This is a genomic window from Streptomyces hypolithicus, assembly GCF_052934925.1.
Genome location: NZ_CM128811.1, coordinates 4,873,294 through 4,895,248 on the forward strand (window position 1 = coordinate 4,873,294; position 21,955 = coordinate 4,895,248).

General features: G+C 71.4%; 15 protein-coding genes. 10 read left to right on the forward strand and 5 right to left on the reverse strand.

Annotated features, from left to right (window positions below):
• Positions 1-39: 39 nt before the first annotated feature.
• Entirely contained in the window at positions 40-2,334 is a 2,295-nt protein-coding gene (locus ACU6WZ_RS22970; RefSeq protein WP_447030058.1) for an FdhF/YdeP family oxidoreductase, read from the reverse strand.
• A 130-nt stretch (positions 2,335-2,464) separates the two neighbouring features.
• On the opposite strand from ACU6WZ_RS22970, the gene polA reads away from it, so the two are divergent.
• Positions 2,465-5,176: a DNA polymerase I gene (gene polA, locus ACU6WZ_RS22975; RefSeq protein ID WP_447030060.1), complete on the forward strand. Its 2,712-nt coding sequence runs from the start codon at positions 2,465-2,467 to the stop codon at positions 5,174-5,176.
• 49 nt (positions 5,177-5,225) lie between these two features.
• On the opposite strand, the gene ACU6WZ_RS22980 is transcribed toward polA, so the two are convergent.
• Positions 5,226-6,134 (reverse strand): DUF4184 family protein, encoded by a 909-nt coding sequence (locus tag ACU6WZ_RS22980; protein ID WP_447030061.1) that lies wholly within the window; start codon positions 6,132-6,134, stop codon positions 5,226-5,228.
• Between the two features lie 184 nt (positions 6,135-6,318).
• On the opposite strand from ACU6WZ_RS22980, the gene ACU6WZ_RS22985 reads away from it, so the two are divergent.
• Entirely contained in the window at positions 6,319-8,226 is a 1,908-nt protein-coding gene (locus tag ACU6WZ_RS22985; RefSeq protein WP_447030062.1) for a lytic transglycosylase domain-containing protein, read from the forward strand.
• A gap of 86 nt (positions 8,227-8,312) precedes the next feature.
• On the opposite strand, the gene hrpB is transcribed toward ACU6WZ_RS22985, so the two are convergent.
• Both hrpB and ACU6WZ_RS22995 read right to left on the reverse strand, forming a co-directional pair.
• A complete protein-coding gene (gene hrpB, locus ACU6WZ_RS22990; RefSeq protein WP_447030063.1) occupies positions 8,313-10,877 on the reverse strand; it encodes an ATP-dependent helicase HrpB in 2,565 nt (854 codons plus the stop codon).
• Between the two features lie 4 nt (positions 10,878-10,881).
• Positions 10,882-11,739 carry a class I SAM-dependent methyltransferase gene (locus ACU6WZ_RS22995; RefSeq protein WP_447030064.1) on the reverse strand — a complete coding sequence of 286 codons (858 nt, stop codon included), beginning with the start codon at positions 11,737-11,739 and terminating at the stop codon, positions 10,882-10,884.
• A 360-nt stretch (positions 11,740-12,099) separates the two neighbouring features.
• Here ACU6WZ_RS22995 and rpsA point away from each other — a divergent pair, with 360 nt between their 5' ends.
• The 4 genes from rpsA to ACU6WZ_RS23015 all read left to right on the forward strand — a co-directional run bounded on the left by rpsA (position 12,100) and on the right by ACU6WZ_RS23015 (position 15,872).
• The gene (gene rpsA, locus ACU6WZ_RS23000; protein ID WP_447030065.1) at positions 12,100-13,614 is read left to right on the forward strand and encodes a 30S ribosomal protein S1; all 1,515 of its coding nucleotides are present in this window, start codon (positions 12,100-12,102) and stop codon (positions 13,612-13,614) included.
• Between the two features lie 169 nt (positions 13,615-13,783).
• Complete coding sequence (locus ACU6WZ_RS23005) at positions 13,784-14,722, forward strand: PAC2 family protein (protein WP_447030067.1); 939 nt, start codon at positions 13,784-13,786, stop codon at positions 14,720-14,722.
• Between the two features lie 73 nt (positions 14,723-14,795).
• A complete protein-coding gene (gene coaE / locus ACU6WZ_RS23010) occupies positions 14,796-15,404 on the forward strand; it encodes a dephospho-CoA kinase (RefSeq protein WP_447030068.1) in 609 nt (202 codons plus the stop codon).
• Between the two features lie 93 nt (positions 15,405-15,497).
• A complete protein-coding gene (locus tag ACU6WZ_RS23015; protein ID WP_447030069.1) occupies positions 15,498-15,872 on the forward strand; it encodes a tetratricopeptide repeat protein in 375 nt (124 codons plus the stop codon).
• 52 nt (positions 15,873-15,924) lie between these two features.
• Here the strand turns inward: ACU6WZ_RS23015 and ACU6WZ_RS23020 are convergent, their stop codons facing one another.
• Positions 15,925-16,182, reverse strand: a complete 258-nt coding sequence (locus tag ACU6WZ_RS23020) for a DUF6343 family protein (protein ID WP_447034196.1) — start codon at positions 16,180-16,182, stop codon at positions 15,925-15,927.
• Positions 16,183-16,322: 140 nt separating this feature from the next.
• Here ACU6WZ_RS23020 and ACU6WZ_RS23025 point away from each other — a divergent pair, with 140 nt between their 5' ends.
• The 4 genes from ACU6WZ_RS23025 to ACU6WZ_RS23040 all read left to right on the forward strand — a co-directional run bounded on the left by ACU6WZ_RS23025 (position 16,323) and on the right by ACU6WZ_RS23040 (position 21,939).
• The gene (locus ACU6WZ_RS23025; protein ID WP_447030070.1) at positions 16,323-16,778 is read left to right on the forward strand and encodes a DoxX family protein; all 456 of its coding nucleotides are present in this window, start codon (positions 16,323-16,325) and stop codon (positions 16,776-16,778) included.
• Between the two features lie 281 nt (positions 16,779-17,059).
• Complete coding sequence (locus ACU6WZ_RS23030) at positions 17,060-17,533, forward strand: hypothetical protein (RefSeq protein WP_447030071.1); 474 nt, start codon at positions 17,060-17,062, stop codon at positions 17,531-17,533.
• A gap of 318 nt (positions 17,534-17,851) precedes the next feature.
• The gene (locus ACU6WZ_RS23035) at positions 17,852-20,749 is read left to right on the forward strand and encodes an SCO1167/SCO6262 family helicase (protein ID WP_447034198.1); all 2,898 of its coding nucleotides are present in this window, start codon (positions 17,852-17,854) and stop codon (positions 20,747-20,749) included.
• The gene (locus ACU6WZ_RS23040; RefSeq protein WP_447034199.1) at positions 20,746-21,939 is read left to right on the forward strand and encodes an SWIM zinc finger family protein; all 1,194 of its coding nucleotides are present in this window, start codon (positions 20,746-20,748) and stop codon (positions 21,937-21,939) included. The genes ACU6WZ_RS23035 and ACU6WZ_RS23040 overlap by 4 nt, the downstream gene beginning before the upstream one ends.
• The last annotated feature ends 16 nt before the right edge of the window (positions 21,940-21,955 follow it).

Genomic DNA, 21,955 nt, shown 5'->3' on the forward strand with positions numbered 1-21,955 from the left:
CCGATCGTCGTACGGGGTCCTAAGTCATTGAGCAAACGCTTAGGCGGGCGCCGATTGTTCCAGACGTACGACCACGGACTTGCTCGCGGGGGTGTTGCTGGTGTCGGCCGTCGCGTCGAGGGGCACCAGGACGTTCGTCTCCGGGTAGTAGGCGGCGGCGCAGCCGCGGGCGGTGGGGTAGTGGACTACTCGGAAGCCGGGTGCGCGCCGTTCCACGCCGTCTTTCCATTCGCTGACCAGGTCGGTGTATGTCCCGTCGGCGAGGCCCAGTTCGCGGGCGTCGTCGGGGTTGACGAGGACGACTCGGCGGCCGCCCTTGATGCCCCGGTAGCGGTCGTCGAGTCCGTAGATGGTGGTGTTGTACTGGTCGTGGGAGCGCAGGGTCTGGAGCAGCAGGCGGCCTGCGGGCAGTTCGGGGTATTCCACGGGTGCGGCGGTGAAGTTGGCTTTGCCGGTGGCGGTGGGGAAGCGGCGTTCGTCGCGGGGCCCGTGCGGCAGGGTGAAGCCGCCGGGGCGGGCGGCGCGGGCGTTGAAGTCGTCGAAGCCGGGGACGACGCGGGAGATCCGGTCGCGGATGGTGGCGTAGTCCTGCTCGAAGTCCTCCCAGTTGGTCGTGGAGGTGGCGCCGAGGGTGGCGCGGGCCATGCGGGCGACGATGGCGGGTTCGGACAGCAGGTGTGGGCTTGCGGGGGTGAGGTTGCCGCGGGAGGCGTGCACCATGCCCATGGAGTCCTCGACGGTGACGAACTGCCTGCCGGCCGCCTGCGTGTCCTTGTCGGTGCGGCCGAGGGTGGGCAGGATCAGTGCGCGGGCGCCGGTGACGGCGTGCGAGCGGTTGAGTTTGGTCGAGACGTGCACGGTCAGGCGGGCGTTGCGCATGGCGGCTTCGGTGACGTCGGTGTCGGGGGTGGCGCCGACGAAGTTGCCGCCCATCGCGAAGAACACTTTGGCGTCGCCGTCGCGCAGGGCCTGGATGGACCGTACGACGTCGTATCCGTGGTGGCGCGGTGAGGTGATCGAGAATTCCTTGTCCAGGGCGTCGAGGAACGCCGGGGCGGGGCGTTCGAAGATGCCCATGGTGCGGTCGCCCTGGACGTTGGAGTGGCCGCGGACCGGGCAGACGCCGGCGCCGGGGCGGCCGATGTTGCCGCGCAGCAGCAGGAAGTTGACGACTTCGCGGATGGTCGCCACGGCGTGTTTGTGCTGGGTGAGGCCCATGGCCCAGCACACGACGGTGCGTTCGGAGGCGAGGACCATGGCGAGGGCCTGCTCGATCCGGTCGCGTTCAAGGCCGGTGGCGGTGAGTGTCTCGTCCCAGTCGGCGCTGCGGGCGGCGGCCGCGAAGTCGTCGTATCCGTGGGTGTGTTCGCGCACGAAGGTCTCGTCCACGGCGCCTTCGGTGTCGACGATCAGTTTGTTGAGCAGCCGGAACAGGGCCTGGTCGCCGCCGAGGCGGATCTGGAGGAAGAGGTCGGTGAGGGCGGTGCCCCTGAGCATGCCGGCTGGGGTTTGCGGGTTCTTGAAGCGTTCGAGGCCGGCTTCGGGCAGTGGGTTCACCGAGATGATCCGGGCGCCCGCGGCCTTGGCCTTTTCCAGGGCTGTGAGCATGCGCGGGTGGTTGGTGCCCGGGTTCTGACCGGCGACGATGATCAGGTCGGCCTGGTGCAGGTCTTCGAGGGAGACGCTGCCCTTGCCGATGCCGATGGTTTCCACCAGGGCCGAGCCGGACGACTCGTGGCACATGTTGGAGCAGTCGGGGAGGTTGTTGGTGCCGAACTCGCGGGCGAAGAGCTGGAGCAGGAACGCCGCTTCGTTGCTGGTGCGGCCCGACGTGTAGAAGAGGGCTTCGTCGGGGGAGCTCAGGGCGTTGAGCTCCTCGGCGATGATCTCGAAGGCCCGTTCCCAGGTCACCGGTTCGTACCGGTCGACTCCGTCGGTCTGTGCGCTTGTTGCCAGTAGCATCGGCTGGGTGATGCGGCCCTGCTGGCCCAGCCAGTATCCGCTGCGGGCAGCCAGGTCGGCGACGGGATGCGCGGCGAAGAAGGCGGGGGTGACGCGGCGCAGTGTCGCCTCCTCCGCGACGGCCTTGGCGCCGTTCTCGCAGAATTCGGCGGTGTGCCGCTTGTCCTCTTCGGGCCAGGCGCAGCCGGGGCAGTCGAAGCCGTCTTTCTGGTTGACCTTGAGGAGGGTCTGCGTGGTGCGGCGTAGGCCCATCTGCTGTGTCGCGGCCCGCAGGGTGTGGCCGATGGCCGCGAGGCCTGCGGCGGCGTGCTGGGGAGGGGTGACCTGTGGTGCGTCCTGGACCGGGTCACCTGCGGGCGGCTTGGCAGCCATGGCGCTCCCCTTTGAGCGGGCGGTTTGAGCGGGCGGTTCACTTTCCGTACGTATCCGATCCTGTCACGTGCCTCTGACAGTGCCAGGGCGTGGGGCCGGATTGTCAGTGGTGCGCCCTAGGATCGGAGGCGTGTCAGAGACAGCATCGAAGAAGACCGCAGAAAACCGTCCCCGCCTGCTCCTCATGGACGGGCACTCCCTGGCGTACCGGGCGTTCTTCGCGCTGCCCGCGGAGAATTTCACGACCGCGAGCGGTCAGACGACGAACGCCATCTACGGCTTCGCGTCGATGCTGGCGAACACCCTGCGTGACGAGGCGCCGACGCATTTCGCGGTGGCCTTCGACGTGTCGCGCAAGACGTGGCGCTCGGAGGAGTTCGCCGATTACAAGGCGAATCGCTCAAAAACGCCGGACGAGTTCAAGGGCCAGGTCGAGCTGATCGGTGAGCTGCTCGACGCGATGGGCGCGGACCGGTTCGCGATCGACGGGTTCGAGGCCGACGATGTCATCGCGACGCTTGCCACGCAGGCCGAGGCCGCCGGTTTCGAGGTGCTGATCGTCACCGGTGACCGGGACTCCTTCCAGCTGATCACCGAGCATGTCACCGTGCTGTACCCGACCAAGGGGGTCTCGGAGCTGACCCGCTTCACCCCGGAGAAGGTCGAGGAGAAGTACGGCCTCACCCCGCAGCAGTACCCGGACTTCGCCGCGCTGCGCGGCGATCCCTCCGACAACCTGCCGGGCATTCCGGGTGTCGGGGAGAAGACCGCGGCGAAGTGGATCAATCAGTTCGGTTCGTTCGCCGACCTGGTGGAGCGCGCCGACGAGGTCAAGGGGAAGGCCGGGCAGAACTTCCGGGACCACCTGGAGGCGGTGAAGCTCAACCGCCGGCTCACGGAGATGGTGCGTGACGTCGAGCTGCCGAAGGGCCCGCAGGATCTGGAGCGCGCACCGTACGACCGTGCGGCGCTGACCGGTGTCCTGGACATACTGGAGATCCGCAATCCGAGCCTTCGTGAGCGTCTGCTCGCCGTCGACCCCGGCGCGGCGCAGGCCGAGCCGTCCGCGCCGCCGGCCGCCGGTGTCGAGATTGACGGCACGGTGCTGGGCGCCGGTGAGGTCGCGCCGTGGCTGGAGGCGCACGGTGGGCGGCCGCTCGGGGTGGCCACGGTCGACGCCTGGGCGCTGGGCTCCGGCAGTGTCAGCGAGATCGCGCTGGCGGCGGCCGACGGCGCGGCGGCCTGGTTCGACACCTCGCAGCTCGACGAAGGGGACGACAAGGCTTTCGCCGCGTGGATCTCGGATCCGGCCCAGCCGAAGGTCATGCACAACGCCAAGGGCGTCATGCGGGTCTTCCCCGAGCACGGGTGGCAGGTCGACGGCGTCACGATGGACACGGCGCTCGCCGCCTATCTGGTCAAGCCGGGGCGTCGGTCGTTCGCGCTGGACGCCCTGTCCGTGGAGTACCTGGGGCGTGAGCTGGCCCCGGCGTCCGCCGCCGGCCAGCTGGCGTTCGGCGCGGACGAGCAGGCCGAGGCAGACGCCCTCATGACGCAGGCCCGCGCGGTCCTCGATCTCGGTGCGGCATTCGGTGAACGCCTCGATGAGGTCGGCGCCACCGATCTGCTGCACGACGTGGAGCTGCCGACGTCCGTCCTGCTGGCCCGCCTGGAGCGGCACGGTGTCGCCGCGGACCGCGCCCATCTGGACGCGATGGAGCAGCAGTTCGCCGGTGCGGTGCAGCAGGCGGTGGGGGAGGCGCACGACGCTGCGGGGCGCGAGTTCAACCTCGGGTCGCCCAAGCAGCTGCAGGAGATCCTTTTCGGTGAGCTGGCGCTGCCGAAGACGAAGAAGACCAAGACCGGATACACCACGGATGCCGACGCCCTGGCGTGGCTGGCGGCGCAGAGCGATCACGACCTGCCGGTGATCATGCTGCGCCACCGTGAGCAGGCGAAGCTGCGGGTGACGGTCGAGGGGCTCGTCAAGTCCATCGCCACGGACGGCCGCATCCACACCACGTACAACCAGACGGTCGCGGCGACCGGGCGGCTGTCCTCCACCGACCCCAACCTGCAGAACATCCCGGTGCGTACGGACGAGGGCCGGGCCATCCGCCGTGGCTTCGTCGTCGGCGAGGGCTACGAATCCCTGATGACCGCCGATTACAGCCAGATCGAACTGCGGGTGATGGCGCACCTGTCCGAGGACGAGGGACTGATCGAGGCGTTCCTGTCCGGCGAGGACCTGCACACCACCGTCGCCTCCCAGGTGTTCGGTGTGGAGAAGTCGCAGGTCGACCCGGAGATGCGCCGCAAGATCAAGGCCATGTCGTACGGACTGGCGTACGGTCTCTCGGCGTTCGGTCTGTCCCAGCAGCTGAACATCGAGGCGGGTGAGGCCCGCGGCCTGATGGACACCTTCTTCCTGCGGTTCGGAGGGGTTCGGGACTATCTGCAGCGTGCCGTCGAGGAGGCCCGCGCCACGGGCTACACCGAGACGATGCTGGGGCGCCGCCGCTATCTGCCCGACCTCAACAGCGACAACCGCCAGCGCCGCGAGATGGCCGAGCGGATGGCGCTCAACGCCCCGATCCAGGGCACGGCCGCGGACATCGTCAAGGTCGCCATGCTGCGCGTCGACCGGGCCCTGGAGGAAGCCGGGATGATCTCCCGGATGCTGCTCCAGGTCCATGACGAAATCGTGCTGGAGATCGCGACGGGCGAGCGGATGCGCGTCGAGGAGATCGTCCGCCGCGAGATGGCGGCCGCGGTCACGCTGCGCGCGCCGCTGGATGTGTCGGTGGGAGTGGGCAGGGACTGGGAGTCGGCGGCGCACTGACCCACTCCGGGCTCGTCCCGCCCCGAGGGCGCCTCACCAGGGGGCGCCCTCAATCGCCGGACGCGCCGGGAGCCCCTGCCCGCGCCGCGGACTCGTCGGCCGCATCACGCCCGTCCGGCGACCGAGGGCCGGGGCCCCGTACCGTGTCCCGGTTGCGGTCTCGCCGTAGCCACAGCCGCATCCCGGCGGCGTACAGCACAAGGCCGACGGCGAGACCGGCGCCCGCGCCGAAGCACGCGGTGGGGACGAAGTCCAGCGGGACCAGCGTCACCGTCTGTGCGGCGTACCAGCGCAGACACCGGTGTACGAGCCCGAGCAGCGCGCACAGGGCGAGCAGCGCACAGATCGCCCGCCGCCCGCGCGTGCCCAGCGGCGGCACGGACGCGGGTGGCGGCCCGTCCGGCCGGCGGCGCAGCGCCGAGAGTGCGAACCATCCGATGGCCACGGCCGCGACGGCTGAGCTGCCGTACTGGGCGTACGTGTACAGCGGGAATCCGGCGACGGCTTCGCCGAGCACCGGGAGGGCCTTCGTGCCCCACTGGTCCAGGTGTGTGAAGGAGTCCCAGACGACGTGCGTGCCCGCGCCGACGACGGCCGAAAGGACGAAACGCCAGGCCAGCGAAGCCGGTTGGGCGGCCGTCCAGTCCTGGCCGCGCACGAAACCGTGGAAGCGGGCCTGCCGGCGACGCGGCACCAGCGCGAGCAGCGGTTCGCGCAGCAGCAGCCACAGGCCCACCAGTGCCGCCGTGATCAGTACGTCGGCCGTCACGATGCCCACCACGGTGTGCGTGACGTCTCCGAAGGCCATCGCGGCCGGCACTGCGCTGGCCGCGAAGTAGGTCATGTCGGGCGCGAAGGATCCGGCGACCAGCGCCGACGCGAGCAGCGGCCCGCGCCCGGTGCCGTCCCGCCGGATCCCCGGCAGAACCGCCGCGGCATGGCTGAGTGTGAACGGCAAAAGCCCCCCTTGGCCTGATTCTTGTCTGTGGCGATCAGTATGCCGTCCGGTGACCGGAGGTGAATTTCCGACCAACCAGTAACAGGCGGACATCACCCGGTGTTCCGGCGCCTGGAGTTGTCGTAGTGTCGCTTGAGTCTTGCGCAGGGGAGCGCGAACAGCCGTTGACGGAGGGGCCGGACGTATGGCAGTGCAATTCGATCGCAGGCTGCGCAAGGGGGCGACGGCCACCACGGTGGCGGCGCTCGTGGTCGCAGCGCTCTCCGCCTCGCAGGCGCCGGGCAGCACGTTGGCGTCCGCCGACACCGGTGGCGAGAAGGCCGCGAACGCGACCGAACCCACCGAAACCTCTGCCACGCCGCCGGGGGCGGGTGACTCGCCGTACTTCACGGACCTCCCGCCGCTGAACACCCCGAACAAGCCGGGCGCTTCGGTCAACCTTCCGATCAGTGCCGGCACGGGCGCGGGCGCCGCAGAGGCGGGCATACCCGCCACGGTCCTGGCCGCGTACAAGCGCGCGGAAGAGACCGTCAAGGGCACCGACCCCGGCTGCCGGCTGCCGTGGCAGCTGCTCGCCGCGATCGGCAAGGTCGAGTCGGGCCAGGCGCGCGGCGGACGGGTCGACGCCGACGGGACGACCCTGACGCCGATCCTCGGCCCGGTCCTCAACGGTGTGGGCTTCGCCAACATCTCGGACACCGACAGGGGCGCGTACGACGACGACTCGACGCACGACCGCGCTGTCGGACCGATGCAGTTCATCCCGTCCACCTGGGCCGCCTGGGGCCAGGACGGCAACGGCGACGGCGAGAAGAACCCGAACAACATCTACGACGCGTCGCTCGCCGCGGGCCGCTACCTGTGCGCGCACAACCGTGACTTGACGATTTCCAGCCAGCTGGACGAGGCGATCCTCGGATACAACCGCTCCCGCGAGTACCTGCGCACGGTGCTGTCCTGGTTCGACTACTACCGGCGCGGCAGCCACGAGGTCCCGGACGGATCGGGTGTCCTGCCGGTCAGCACGGTGCCCGGCGGCGGCGGCGGGGGCAGCGGTAGCGGCGGTGGCAGCGATGAGCGGCGAGGGGCCGCACCGGGGGTGCCGACGCCTCCCACCACCCCGGCCGGCCCGCCTCCCACGAGCCCCGGTGAGCCCGGCAATCCGGGGGAGCCCACGGAGCCCACCGACCCCAGCAAGCCCACCGACCCCAGCAAGCCCACCGATCCCGGCAAGCCGGGCGGCGGCACCGGCACCCCGCCACCCACGAAGCCTCCGGCCAAGCCCGACCCGCCGAAGCCGCCGGCGTCCGTCGCCGCACTGGAGCGGATCGGTGCCCGGAGCGTGTCGGCCACCGAGGGCGAGAAGTTCACGGACCGGCTGCGCGTACGGGCCAAGACGTCGGCGGGCAAAATCGTTGCCGCCGCCCAGGTCCAGTTCCAGATCGTCGGCGCCACCGAGGCGCGCTTCCCCGGCGCCGCGACCCGCGTCACCGTCACCACCGGCGTCGACGGCATCGCCACCGCCCCCGCGCTCGGCGCGGGCGGCCGGACCGGCACGTTCACCATCCGTGCCAAGGCTCTCGGCACCACCGCCCCGGCGACGGACTTCGGCGCCACCGTCAAGGCCAAGCCCGCTCCGGCTCCGCAGGCTGACGTGCTCGCCCGTACCTCCGAAGAGGAGCTCAAGGCCGAGACGGGCGGATCCTTCGCCGGTCTCGTCGAGGTGAAGGCGACGTACAAGGGCAAGGCCGCCGCCGGTGTCGCGGTGACCGCGACGCTGGTCACCGGCGCCGACAAGCCCGTGGAGAACGACAGGGGCCCGTACTTCAAGGACGCCGAAGGCAAGACACTCCGGACGCTCACCGTTTTCACGTCGGACGCCCACGGCCTGGTGACGCTGCCGAAGATCTACACCGACGGCAGCGCGGGCACCTACAAGCTGCGTCTGACGACGGCCGACGGTGTGGTCCTGACAGTCGATCTGACCGTCACGGCCGCCACCGCCCCTTCTTCCCCCGACCCGGGCGCCGACCCCTCAACGGACCCGACGGACCCGGCGGACTCCACCCCCGCCACGAAACCCTCGGCGTAACTCTCCGCTGCCGCTGCCCCGTCAGGACCCGTGTTCCGGACGGGGCAGCGGTGCGTCGGTGCTTCGCTGTGCAGGCGCCGGGGTTCTCACCCGCGTCCGGATCCGGACGCCCGCGCCTTCGTGTGCCGGGTGGGGGCCGCCGTGGCCGGGTCCTCCGGCCACGGGTGCTTCGGATAGCGGCCCCGCAACTCGGCCCGCACTGAGCGGTATCCGTCACCCCAGAACGACGCCAGATCCGCGGTGACGGCCGCGGGGCGCCCGGCCGGTGACAGCAGATGCACCAGCACCGGTACACCCGCCACCCGTGGGGTCTCGGCCAGGCCGAACATCTCCTGCAGTTTCACCGCCAGTACGGGCTGCCCGCCGCCGTAGTCCACCCGGATGCGCGACCCGCTCGGCACCTCGATGCGCTCCGGTGCCAGCTCGTCCAGCCGGGCCGCGTCGCCGGACGCCCACGGCAGCAGCCGGTTCAGGGCCTGCCCCGCCTCGATGCGGCCCAGGTCGGACCTCCGGCGCGCCCGCGAGAGCTCGGGCTCCAGCCATTCCCCGGAACGCTCCGTAAGCGCCGCGTCCGACACGTTCGGCCACGGCGCTCCCCGCACCCGGTGCACGAAGGCGAGGCGTTCGCGCAGCCCCTGCGCGTCGCGCGTCCAGCGCAGTAGGCCGAGGCCTTCGCGCCGCAGCCCGTCAAGCAGCGCTTCCCGTACACGCTCCGCACCGGGGTTTTTGAGCGTACGTACGGTCAACTCGACTGCGCCCAGCCGCTCCACGTGCCGGGCGACGACATCGCCGCCCTCCCAGCGCACTTCCTCGCCGGAGACCAGCAGATGCTCGGCGGCCAGCCTGGCCGTGCTCTCGTCGACTACGGCGGCGAGGCGTACGCGCGCGGAGGCGGCATGCACGGGTCGGTCGGCGACGGCGACGGCCAGCCACGGCGCGCTGCGCAGCCGCGACCCCTCGCCCAGCTCGGCGCCGGTCCCGGAGGCCATGAGGAAGCCGCCTTCGCCGCGCGCCCTGCCCACCCGCTCGGGGAACGCGAGCGCGGCCACGAGCCCGGCCACTTCGTCGTCCGCCGGCGACCGTGATCCCGCGCCCGGCCCGCCACGCGCGGGGGGCGGTGCGCCGTCGTCTGCCGCCGAGGCCAGACGCTTCGCCTCCCGGCGCCAGCGCGCGCCGTACGCGTCGTTCCCGCGTGCGGCCGTACGCCAGGCCGCGGTGAGGTCGTCGCCGTACTCCCGGGGAGGTTCCTCGCTCAGCAGCGCGACCACTTCGGCCGCCCGGCGCACGCCGACCTGCCGTGCGCCGTCGACAAGCGCCCGCGCGAGCCGGGGGTGCAGGCCGACGCGCGCCATCCGCACACCGCGCTCCGTGGCGCGACCGGAGCCGTCCACCGCGCCGATCGCGGCCAGCACGGCACGCGCCGCCGCCATGGCGCCTCCCGGCGGCGGATCCAGCAGGGCCAGGCCGCTCGCGTCCGGGTCGCCCCAGCACGCCGCCTGGAGTGCGAACGCAGTGAGGTCCGCGACCTTGATCTCGGGGGAGGGGAAGCGCGGTAGCCGTACGTCGTCGGCCTCGTCCCAGCACCGGTACACCGTCCCCGGCGCCTCGCGCCCGGCGCGCCCCGCCCGCTGCCGGGAGGCCGCCCGGGAGGCCCGCACGGTGGTGAGCGCGCTCAGGCCGCGTGCGTGATCGGTACGCGGCTCACGCGCGAGCCCCGCGTCCACCACGACCCGCACGCCGGGCACGGTCAGGCTCGACTCGGCCACGGAGGTCGCCAGCACCACTCTGCGCGGCCCGGCCGAACCGGCGAGTACCGCGTCCTGCACGGCCGCCGGCGCCCGCCCGTGCACCTGAAGCACCTCGGCGCCCAGATCACCCGTGGCGCCCAGCTGCCCCGCCACGCGCGCGATCTCACCCACGCCCGGCAGGAAGCACAGCACATCGCCCTCCCGCTCGGCGAGCGCCCTGCGCACCACGGCGGCCACATGCGTGAGCAGGGCCGGGTCGACGCGCATGCCGTGCGGCGGGCGCACCGGGCGGGAGGGCGGCGCCCATACCGTCTCCACCGGATGCGAGACGCCCTGCGCCTCGATGACGGGGGCGCCCGGCGGGGCGTCGCCCAGCAGCCTCGCCCAGCCCTGGGCGTCCGTGGTCGCGGACGCGGCCAGCAGTCGCAGCTCCGGGCGCAGGGTGGCCCGTACGTCCAGGAGGAACGCGGCGACCGTGTCCGCGTCCAGGTGCCGCTCGTGGCACTCGTCGAGCATGACGACGTCGACGCCGGACAGCTCCTGGTCGCGCTGGAGACGCTGGAGCAGCACACCGGTGGTCACGACCTCCACCACCGTCCCGCGCCCCACTACGCGCTCCCCGCGCACGGTGAAGCCCACGCGCCCCCCGACGCTCTCGCCCAGCAGCCACGCCATGCGTCGTGCCGCGGCCCGCGCGGCGATCCGCCGCGGTTCCGCGACGACGACCCTGCGCACAGGGGCACCACCGTCGAGCAGTCCGGCCAGCACGAGCGGCACCAGGGTCGTCTTTCCCGTCCCCGGCGGCGCGCACAGCACCGCGGTTCCGTGCGCGTTCAGGGCACGCTCCAACGCGGGCACAGCGGTACGTACGGGAAGGAGCCCCAGGGCGTCGGTGCGGATCACGTCCCTAGTCTCGTACGCAGACGAAAATCGCCGTTCCCGGGATCAGATTTCCGCGCAGCGGGGACCAGCCGCCCCACTCCTGGCTGTTCCAGGCCGGCCACTCGGGCTCGACCAGGTCGACCAGGCGGAAACCGCCGGCCACCACGTCCCTTACCCGGTCGCCGACCGTTCTGTGGTGCTCCACGTAAACGGCGCGTCCCTGGTCGTCCTGTTCGACATACGGGGTGCGGTCGAAGTAGGACGCGGCGACCGAAAGGCCCTCGGGGCCGGGCTCGTCAGGGAACGCCCAGCGGACGGGATGGGTGACGGAGAAGACCCACCGTCCGCCGGGCCGCAGAACGCGCCGCACCTCGCGGAAGACGTCCGCGGGGTCGGCGACGAACGGCACCGCGCCGTACGCCGAGCACGCGAGGTCGAAGGACGCGTCCCGGAAAGGGAGCGTTCCCGCGTCCGCCTGCACCAGGGGAACACCCCCGCCGATGCGCAATGCGTGCTGCAGCTGCCGGTGCGAGAGGTCCAGGGCGACGGGACGCGCGCCTTGGGCGGCGAGCCAGCGTGAACACTGGGCGGCTCCCGCGCCGATCTCCAGAACGTTCAGACCCTTGAGTGCGGAGGCGGGCCCCAGCAGGCCGGCCTCGGCCTCGTCGAGCCCTTCCGGGCCCCACACGAAACGGTCGTCACCCAGGAACGATCCGTGCTCGCTCTGGTACTCGTCCGCGTTCCGGTCCCACCAGGTTTGGCTGGCCCGGCTGCTCTCCGCCTCACCGGCCGCACGCCGGGTCGCCTCGGCCTCGTCACTGTCGCCGGCGTGGTCCCCGCCAGGCTCGCCTTCGTACCGGAAAGCGTCTTCCCTGTGGCTCATTGCGCCCGTCTGTTTCGTCTGCGTACGCTCGCCCGAGCCCGTACCCGCACGGTGGGGTGCGGCCGGGGCGGCTTCGCCCGTCCCGAGTTGCGCCGGGTATGGCACGATCCGCCCCGGGTGTGCGCCTTCGCGCATTGACCCTGCCCGGCTGCCCCCGTATGCTACAAGTTGCGCTGCGAGCCTGCGCACCTCAGACAGAGCAGGCTGCGCTTGCATCGGTTGTATGTCCCCTCGGTTGTCGAGGCGCTTTCCGTTCCACGAAAGTGCGCCTCCAAGGCTGTCCGGCTTCATCAGGTGCGATACGGGCTCCCGGCGTAGCAGTACCTACGACTTACTGTCCGTACCGGAGCCCTTACCCACATGACGAGCAGCACCGAGACCACCGCTTCCACCACCCCGCAGGTAGCGGTCAACGACATCGGTAACGAGGAAGCCTTCCTCGCCGCGATCGACGAGACGATCAAGTACTTCAACGACGGCGACATCGTCGACGGCGTCATCGTGAAGGTCGACCGGGACGAGGTCCTGCTCGACATCGGTTACAAGACCGAAGGCGTCATCCCCTCCCGCGAGCTTTCCATCAAGCACGATGTCGACCCCAACGAGGTCGTCTCCGTGGGCGATGAGATCGAGGCTCTTGTTCTCCAGAAGGAGGACAAGGAAGGCCGTCTCATCCTGTCCAAGAAGCGCGCGCAGTACGAGCGCGCCTGGGGCACGATCGAGAAGATCAAGGAAGAGGACGGCATCGTCACCGGCACCGTCATCGAGGTCGTCAAGGGTGGACTCATCCTCGACATCGGCCTCCGTGGCTTCCTGCCGGCGTCGCTCGTCGAGATGCGCCGCGTCCGCGACCTCCAGCCTTACGTGGGCAAGGAGCTCGAGGCCAAGATCATCGAGCTGGACAAGAACCGCAACAACGTGGTCCTGTCCCGCCGTGCCTGGCTTGAGCAGACCCAGAGCGAGGTCCGTCAGACCTTCCTCACGACCCTGCAGAAGGGTCAGGTCCGCTCCGGCGTCGTTTCCTCGATCGTCAACTTCGGTGCGTTCGTGGACCTGGGTGGCGTCGACGGTCTCGTCCACGTCTCCGAGCTCTCCTGGAAGCACATCGACCACCCCTCCGAGGTTGTCGAGGTCGGCCAGGAAGTCACCGTCGAGGTCCTCGACGTCGACATGGACCGCGAGCGCGTCTCGCTGTCCCTCAAGGCGACGCAGGAAGACCCGTGGCAGCAGTTCGCCCGCACGCACCAGATCGGGCAGGTTGTTCCCGGTAAGGTCACGAAGCTCGTTCCCTTCGGTGCGTTCGTGCGCGTCGACGAGGGCATCGAGGGTCTGGTCCACATCTCCGAGCTGGCCGAGCGCCACGTGGAGATCCCGGAGCAGGTCGTCCAGGTCAACGACGAGATCTTCGTCAAGGTCATCGACATCGACCTCGAGCGCCGCCGTATCAGCCTCTCGCTGAAGCAGGCCAACGAGTCGTTCGGTTCCGACCCGGCCTCGGTCGAGTTCGACCCGACGCTGTACGGCATGGCCGCGTCGTACGACGACCAGGGCAACTACATCTACCCCGAGGGCTTCGACCCCGAGACCAACGACTGGCTCGAGGGCTTCGAGACCCAGCGCGAGGCGTGGGAGGGCCAGTACGCCGAGGCGCAGCAGCGCTTCGAGCAGCACCAGGCCCAGGTCATCAAGTCCCGCGAGGCCGACGAGGCCGCCGCTGCCGAGGGCGCTGCAGCCCCGGCCGCCGGCGCCCCGGCTGCCTCCGGCGGCAGCGGTGGCGGCTCCTACTCCTCGGAGTCGGCGGACAACTCCGGCGCCCTGGCGTCGGACGAGGCGCTGGCCGCGCTCCGCGAGAAGCTGGCGGGCGGCCAGAGCTGACGCTCTGACCACCAACTGGTAACTGGCTGAAAGTAAGGCCCACTCCCCCTGGGGAGTGGGCCTTACTGCTGTTGCCGACAAGGACACCCGACGAAGGGACGCCCGGGACGGGGAATGCCCATGCCCCACGGCACGTTCTCCCCTAGGAACACGAGGAGGAGCGGTAATCGTGCTGGATCCGCAGGACTTGTATGAGTGGGAGCCGAAGGGTGTGGCCGCCGTCGACACGGCGCTCGCGCAGGAATCGGCCGGACTGGTCATGCTCTACCACTTCGACGGCTACATCGACGCGGGTGAGGCCGGCGAGCAGATCGTCGGAAAGCTGCTTGACACCCTGCCGAACCAGGTGGTGGCCCGCTTCGACCACGACAGGCTGGTGGACTACCGTGCCCGCCGCCCGCTCCTGACCTTCCGGCGTGACCGGTGGTCCGAGTACGAGGCCCCGGTCATCGACGTCAGGCTCGTCCAGGACGCGACCGGAGCGCCCTTCCTGCTGCTCTCGGGGCCCGAGCCCGATGTGGAATGGGAACGCTTCGCAGTCGCTGTACGGCAGATCGTCGAGCGTCTCGGAGTGCGGCTCACCGTGAACTTCCACGGCATCCCCATGGGCGTACCGCACACCCGTCCTGTCGGTATCACCCCGCACGGCAACCGCACCGATCTCATGCCCGGTCATCGCAGCCCGTTCGACGAGGCGCAGGTGCCTGGCAGCGCGGAGTCGCTCGTCGAGTTCCGGCTCGCCGCCGCCGGTCACGACGTGCTCGGAGTCGCGGCGCACGTGCCGCATTACGTCGCCCGTTCCTCGTATCCGGACGCCGCGCTTACCGCGCTGGAGGCGATCACGGCGGCTACCGGACTGGTGCTGCCGGGCGTCGCACACGCGTTGCGCGCCGATGCGCAGCGCACCCAGGACGAGATCGACCGGCAGGTGGGTGAGGGTGACGAGGACCTCGTCTCGCTCGTGCAGGGTCTGGAGCACCAGTACGACGCGGTGGCCGGCGCGGCAACGCGCGGCAGCCTGGTCGCGGAGCCTGTCGACCTGCCGTCGGCCGAGGAGATCGGCCTCGAATTCGAACGCTTCCTGGCGGAGCGTGAGGGCGAAGCCTAGGGCAGGGAACCCGAGGGGCCGGCAACCCGGGGGCCAGGAACCCCAGGAGCCGGGAAGCCCTAGGCTTCGGGGCATGCTGAAGGTGGGGTTGACCGGCGGTATCGGCGCCGGAAAGAGCGAAGTGTCGCTGTTGCTCGTCTCGTACGGGGCGGTGCTGATCGACGCCGACAGGATCGCGAGGGAGGTCGTCGAGCCCGGGACGCCGGGGCTCGCGGCCGTCGTCGAAGCCTTCGGGCAGGACATCCTGGGCGCGGACGGCACGCTTGACCGGCCGAAGCTCGGCTCGGTCGTCTTCGCCGACCCCGACCGCTTGGCGGCGCTGAACGCTATCGTGCATCCGCTGGTGGGGACGCGGTCGGCGGAGCTGGAGCGCGGTGCGAGCGAGGACGCCGTGGTCATCCACGACGTACCGCTGCTGACCGAGAACGGGCTCGCGCCGCTTTACGACCTGGTGGTGGTCGTGGACGCGTCGCCGGATACGCAGCTGAAGCGGCTCGTGCGACTGCGCGGCATGACCGAGGACGAGGCCCGCTCCCGGATGAGCGCCCAGGCGAGCCGCGAGCAGCGGCTGGCGATCGCGGACCTGGTGATCGACAACGATGGGCCGCTGGCCGCTCTGGAGCCCCAGGTACGCGAGGTCTGGGCGGATCTGACCGGGCGGGCCACGCCACCGGCTGCCTGACCTGGCGCGACGGCCGGCCTCGTGGTCAGGCAGTGGAATAGGGCATGCTGCCGGGGCGGTTGGAAAGACTGAGGCGAGCGGAAGGATACCGGCGTGCCCGAAAGCAGCCCGAGCCCCGAGACTCACATCATCGACTACCGCGCGGCGGAGCAGTTGCTCGCCGCACGTGATCCGCGCGGAGCCGTGAAGCTCCTCGATTCGGTCATCGCGGCCCATCCCGAGAACACGGCGGCCCGCCTGCTGCGCGCCCGTGCCTTCTTCGCTGCGGCCCAGTTGCGTCTGGCCGAAATGGAGTTCCAGCTCGTTCTGGAACGAGAACCAGACAACGCCTTCGCTCACTTCGCCCTGGCGCGCACCTACGAGCGCGGGGCGCGGAGCGACCAGGCGATACGGCATTTCAGGCTCGCTGCGGCGCTGGATCCGAAGCCGGAGTACCTTGCGGCGGCCCGGTTCGACGACGAGGAGTGAGCGGCGGGCAGGCCAGGTCTGGTCACTTCAGTTCCTGTCAGGCCAGGTCCGGTCAGTGGCCCGGAGGTTCGTACGGCGGGATGTCACGGCCGGGCTGGAAGTGCGGGCCCTGACGGATGTGGCGTACGACCATGATCAGGTCGACGGCGACCACGACGGCGAGGCAGCCGCAGGCGACGGCCCAGCCGGTACGGCCGGCCGCACCGAAGGCGGCTGCGCCGCCGACGGCCCACAGCAGACCCCAGATGCTCAGCCCCAGCCGCAGCCGGAGGGGGCTGCGTGCGGTGCTCGGTTCACTCCCGGTTCGCATGATCATGTGGCATCGCCTCTTCCGCTGAACCAATTTTAGGCTTCTCGCCCCGTCCTCCGGCAATTGGCGATGAGTTCCGGGGAGCGGCGCGGTCTGTATCTCCGCAAGCACGCGTACCGCCGCTTCCAGAGGAGAACGAGATGTCCGAGGCAACCGCTACCCCCGCCCGCGCCGTCGTAGACGTACCCGCCGCCGCCGTAGCGGTGCCGAGTCGGCGCATGTACGTCACGGTGCGCATCTTCGAGGTCCTGCTGGCGCTGTTCTTCGCGGTCCCCAGTGCGGGTCCCAAGCTGGTCGGCCACTCCTCGGCGACGGAGATTTTCGACACGATCGGCTTCGGTGACTGGTTCATGTACCTCGTCGGGGCGCTGGAGCTGGCCGGTGCGATCGCTCTGCTGATCCCCGCCCTGGCCGGGGTTTCGGCCATCGCCCTCAGCGCGTTGATGGTCGGGGCGTTCGTCACCCAAGTCCTCGCGTTCGACGGGCAGAACGCGGCAACGCCGCTGATCGTGATGGTGCCGCTCGCCGTCATCGCCTGGACCCGCCGTCACCGCACCGCGGAGCTGCCCGCGCTGGTACGACGCCGGCTGGCCTAGGGGCTGTCCGGTCGATCTCCGTGGGAGAAGGGGCGGGGCGTGGTGCGTGCAGCTGCAAGGCGGAGGAGGGAGGCGACGCGGAGCGTCGCCGACCGACGACAACGCCGGAGGGGGTCCCCCTGGCCCTTAAGGCCTTGGGGGCGTGCGTGCCACGCCCCGCGACGCCGCGGAGATCGACCGGACAGCCCCTAGCTAGTGCCGGACAGGCCCCGGTCCCGACTACGGTGGAGCGGAGCGGACGCGGAGGCGGCCGCGGTGACAGCCGAGGACAAGGGGGCGCGATGGAAGCCGAGTTGGTGGCATTGGCGACGGCGGGGGCCACGGCGCTCGTCCAGCAGATGGTGACGGACTCGTGGTCCCATGCGCGGGGCCGCGTCGCAGCGATCTTCTCCCGGTCGGCGTCGGGTACGGCGGCGGACGAAGACGCAGTCGAGGGGGAGCTGGAGGTTTCGCGCGGCGAACTGACAGCGGCGCGGGACGCGGGCGACGAGCAGACGGCGGCGGACGTGGAGGCGGAGTGGCGCACGCGCCTGCGGCGCACGCTCGTGGCCGATCCGGCGGCCGCGGCGGAACTGCGAGCGCTGCTCGACGAGCTGACGCGGACGAGTGAAGCCGGGGCGGCGCGTGAGGCCGGGGCACGTGAGGGCGACGTGCACAACTCGATCAGCGGGGGCGTCCAGCACGGCCCAGTGGTCCAGGCGAAGACGGTCGGCTCCCTGACATTCGGCGCGGGGCGGCCGGGCGCGGGGGATTGAGGCGCGGCGAAGGGGCGGCCCTGGTCTTGAAGTGCGCCCGCCGTCCAGGCCCCCCCCCGCAACCACTCAGCGCTCCGGCGTTTGAGGAGCGGGGCCTGCGGCGGAGCCATGGTTCGGGAGGGGGCGGGTAGGGGAGAGCGCCGCAGGCACCCGCCCGCCCCGCGTACACGTCCCCCCGCCTACACGTCCCCCCGTACACGCCCCGCGGGCACCCCGCCGCGCCCCCTGGGTAGCCGTCCCGAAACCCGTTGTCAGACCCCGACCGTAGACTCGATCAACGACAAGGACACAACCGCACGATCGGGACGGGGGACCATGATGCACCGCTTGCTGGGGCCCTCCGCCGCCTCGGATCGCACCCGCCGGGCCGCCGCGGTCTTCCTTCCCGCCGCGCTGCCTCGCGAGGGCGGAGTCGCCCTGTGGGCACCCGACGGCGACGCCCTGCCCGGCGCCACCACGGAGATCACGGTCGTGCGCCGGCATGGCATCACGGGCACCGCTGTCCGCCGCCGTACCGTCCCCGCCGTCCTCCTGTCCGTCCAGGACGCCCTGCCGCTGCTCGCCCGCGCCCGCCAGGACCCCGCCGCTCACCCCGCTGCCCGCTGCTGGGGCGCCGCCGCGCTGCATGCCCTGCATCTCGCCGCGCGGGGCCGGCTGCTGCCGGGGCTGACCGACGGGGACTGCGACGCCTGGCGGGCCGGCCCCCTCGACGCCGACGACATCGCCCAGGTACGGGCCATCGCGGCGGCGATGCCCCCGGAGGCGCACGCGGTTCCGCTCCCGGGTCGCACCCCCCTCCAGGTCCCCGACCCAGAGGCCCTGGTCAAGGCGTTCCTCGACGCGGTCGCCGACACCCTGCCACGCACCCCGTCGGCGGCGTACGCCGTGGGCGCCCCCTTCGCGGCCCAGGGTGCTCAGCACCTGCCCGGCCTGCGGGAGTGGGCCGCGGAGGTGGCGGCCGGGGTGGACGCGGGGGTGCGGGTGTCGTTGCGCCTCGACCTGTCGCAGTTCGAACTCTTCGACAGCGATCCGCGCAACGAGCACGAGCACCACAACGAGCACCACGAACTGGGCAGCGAGCCCCGCCGGGCCGGGACCGCCCTGGTCCAGGTGCACAGCCTCGCCGACCCGACCCACGTCATCGACGCCGCGGCCCTGTGGTCCGGCGGCGCCAGCGAAGGCTTCGGCCCGCGCGCCCGCATCGACGCCGTCCTGGCCCTGCGCCGCGCGGCCCGGGTGTGGCCCCCGCTCGGCCGGCTCCTGGAGCGCACAGTTCCCGACGTACTGCCGCTCTCGGAGGACGAGCTGTATGAGCTGCTGGGCCCCGCAGCGGCCAGGCTCGGCGCCGCCGGCGTTCCCGTGCACTGGCCCAGGGAGCTTGCCCGTACGCTCACCGCCACAGCCGTCGTCCGTGCCGCACCCGGCTCGGCGACCGACGGCACCTCGTTCTTCGACGCCCAGGAACTCTTCGCCTTCAGCTGGCAGTTGGCCGTCGGTGGCGAGCCGCTCAGCGAGGCCGACATGGACGCTCTCGCCGAGGCGCACCGCCCGATCGTGCGGCTGCGGGACCAGTGGGTCGTCGTCGATCCGGCGCTGGTCCGCAAGGCGCGCAAGCGTGAACTGGGCCTGCTGGAGCCGGTCGACGCGTTGGCGGTGGCCCTCACCGGCAGCGCCGAGGTCGACGGTGAGCAGGTCGAGGCGGTGCCCGTCGGCGCTCTCGCGGGCCTCCGCGACCGCCTCACCGCCGACCCGGCCGGTGCGGACGCCGCGCCCCTCGCCCAGCCGCCCGGTCTGGACGCCACCCTGCGCGACTACCAGCTACGCGGCCTCGCCTGGCTGGACCTGATGACCTCGCTCGGCCTTGGCGGCTGCCTCGCCGACGACATGGGCCTCGGTAAAACGATCACGGTTATCGCCCTCCACCTCCGCCGCGCACGCAGCGCCCCCACCCTCGTCGTCTGCCCCGCGTCCCTCCTCGGCAACTGGCAGCGCGAGATCACCCGCTTCGCCCCCGGCGTCCCCGTCCGCCGTTTCCACGGCGCCACCCGCACCCTGGGCGGCCAGGACACCGCCGACGGCCCGGACGCCGGTTTCGTCCTGACGACGTACGGCACCATGCGCACCAGCGCACCTGAACTGGCAGCCCATACCTGGGCCATGGTCGTCGCCGACGAAGCGCAGCACGTCAAGAATCCGTACTCGTCCACGGCGAAGGCGCTGCGCACCATCCCGGCCCCCGCCCGCATCGCACTGACCGGCACCCCCGTCGAGAACAACCTCTCCGAGCTTTGGGCACTGCTCGACTGGACGACCCCCGGTCTGCTCGGCCCCCTCAAGGCGTTCCGCGCCCGTCACGCCCGCCTCGTCGAGAGCGGTGAGGACGACGACGCCTCCGAGCGGCTCGCCCGTCTCGTACGGCCCTTTCTCCTGCGCCGCAAGAAGTCGGATCCCGGCATCGTCCCCGAGCTGCCGCCCAAGACGGAGACCGACCACGCCGTCTCCCTGACCCGCGAGCAAGCGTCCCTCTACGAAGCCGCGGTACGCGAATCCATGGCGGTCATCGAGGCGTCCGAGGGCATCGCCCGCCGGGGCCTTGTCATGAAGCTCCTCTCCTCCCTCAAGCAGATCTGCAACCATCCCGCTCAGTATCTGAAGGAGGACACCAGGCGTCTCGCCGGTCGCTCGGGCAAGCTGGAACTGCTCGACGAACTGCTCGACACCATCCTCTCCGAGGACGGCTCGGTCCTGATCTTCACGCAGTACGTGACGATGGCCCGCCTCCTCGCCGACCATCTGACGGCCCGCGCCATTCCCGCCCAGCTGCTGCACGGTGGCACCCCCGTCGCCCGTCGCGAGGAGATGGTGGACCGCTTCCAGTCGGCGGAGGTCCCCGTCTTCCTGCTCTCCCTCAAAGCCGCCGGTACCGGACTGAACCTCACCCGGGCCGCCCACGTCATCCACTACGACCGCTGGTGGAACCCGGCCGTCGAGGACCAGGCCACCGACCGCGCGTACCGCATCGGCCAGACGCAGCCGGTGCAGGTCCACCGCCTGGTCGCGGAGGGCACGGTGGAGGACCGCATCGCCGAACTGATCGCATCCAAGCGGGCCTTGGCGGACGCGGTCCTGGGCGGCGGAGAAGCGGCCCTGACCGAGCTCACGGACCGCGAGCTGGCCGACCTGGTGTCGCTGCGGAGGCAGTCGTGGCAGCCATGAGCGGGAGCGCGAGCTGGTGGGGCAGCGCCTGGGTCGACGCCCTCGAATCGCTGTCGCTGGACCCCGCCCGCCTCGCGCGCGGCCGTGCGTACGCCGATGGCGGAAACGTCGGCGCGATCAGTGTCACGCCGGGGCGGATCGTCTCGTACGTAAGAGGGAGCCGGCTGCGCCCGTACCGCACGGAGATCCGCCTGCGCACGCTCTCCGACGACGACTGGGAGCGCTTTCTGGACATGGCGGCTGCCGACCCGTCCCACATGGCAGCCCTGCTGGACAAGGACATGCCGCACTCGCTGGTGGAGTCGGCGGCCGAGGTGGGAGTGGAGCTGCTGCCCGGACGCGCCGGGGACCTGCTGCCGTCCTGTTCGTGCCCGGACGACGGTCACCCCTGCAAGCACGCGGCCGCCCTCTGTTACGAGACTGCTCGTCTCCTGGACACCGACCCGTTCGTCCTGCTGCTCGCGCGCGGCCGCGCCGAGCGTGATGTCCTCGACGAGCTCGCCCGGCGCAACGCCGCCCATGGCGCCCGCGAGAAGCCCACGCCGCCGCCCTTCCCCGGCGTCCCGGCCAGCGCCGCGCTGGCCCCGCGCACACTCCCGCCGCTCCCGGCCCCCATGCCCGCGCCTGCGCACCCCGGCCACGCGTCCGGGGCGTACCCGGGCACACGCGGCGCGCCCGACCCGCTCTCCCTCGACCTCTTGGTGACGGACGCGGCAGCCCGCGCCCACACGCTCCTGACCACCGGCGCCGACCCGGTGGGGACGCTGACGCAGTGGCAGGACGCCGTCCGCCTCGCCGCTGCCCAGCCCGGCTCGGGCCTGACCGCCGCCACCCGCAAGCTGTATGCCTCCCTCGCCTCGGCGACCGGCCGCACCCCCACCGACCTGGCCCGTGCGGTAGCCGCCTGGCAACAGGGCGGCTTGACCGGCCTGTCCGTACTCGAATCGCCCTGGGACCCGCCGGCCGGCCCCTTCGACCGGGCCCGCCCGGCCCTCGCCGCCGCCGACCTCCCCCGCCTGCGCCCCCACCGCAACCACCTCAGCGACGCGGAGCGCGGCATCCAGCTGCGCCTTGGCCACGACGACCGCTGGTATCCGTACGAATCCGACCCCGGCACCGACGACTGGTGGCCGACAGGTGCCCCCGACCAGGATCCGGTGGGCGCCCTGACCGCACTGCTCGATGCCTGACGAGCCACTGCTCGAT

Bases quoted from the DNA above. Each gene is read 5' to 3' on its own strand.
- ACU6WZ_RS22970 (WP_447030058.1), bottom strand. From the start codon at position 2,334: ATGGCTGCCAAGCCGCCCGCAGGTGACCCGGTCCAGGACGCACCACAG.
- ACU6WZ_RS22985 (WP_447030062.1), top strand. From the start codon at position 6,319: ATGGCAGTGCAATTCGATCGCAGGCTGCGCAAGGGGGCGACGGCCACC.
- ACU6WZ_RS22995 (WP_447030064.1), bottom strand. From the start codon at position 11,739: ATGAGCCACAGGGAAGACGCTTTCCGGTACGAAGGCGAGCCTGGCGGG.
- rpsA (WP_447030065.1), top strand. From the start codon at position 12,100: ATGACGAGCAGCACCGAGACCACCGCTTCCACCACCCCGCAGGTAGCG.
- coaE (WP_447030068.1), top strand. From the start codon at position 14,796: ATGCTGAAGGTGGGGTTGACCGGCGGTATCGGCGCCGGAAAGAGCGAA.
- ACU6WZ_RS23020 (WP_447034196.1), bottom strand. From the start codon at position 16,182: ATGCGAACCGGGAGTGAACCGAGCACCGCACGCAGCCCCCTCCGGCTG.
- ACU6WZ_RS23025 (WP_447030070.1), top strand. From the start codon at position 16,323: ATGTCCGAGGCAACCGCTACCCCCGCCCGCGCCGTCGTAGACGTACCC.
- ACU6WZ_RS23030 (WP_447030071.1), top strand. From the start codon at position 17,060: ATGGAAGCCGAGTTGGTGGCATTGGCGACGGCGGGGGCCACGGCGCTC.
- ACU6WZ_RS23035 (WP_447034198.1), top strand. From the start codon at position 17,852: ATGCACCGCTTGCTGGGGCCCTCCGCCGCCTCGGATCGCACCCGCCGG.
- ACU6WZ_RS23040 (WP_447034199.1), top strand. From the start codon at position 20,746: ATGAGCGGGAGCGCGAGCTGGTGGGGCAGCGCCTGGGTCGACGCCCTC.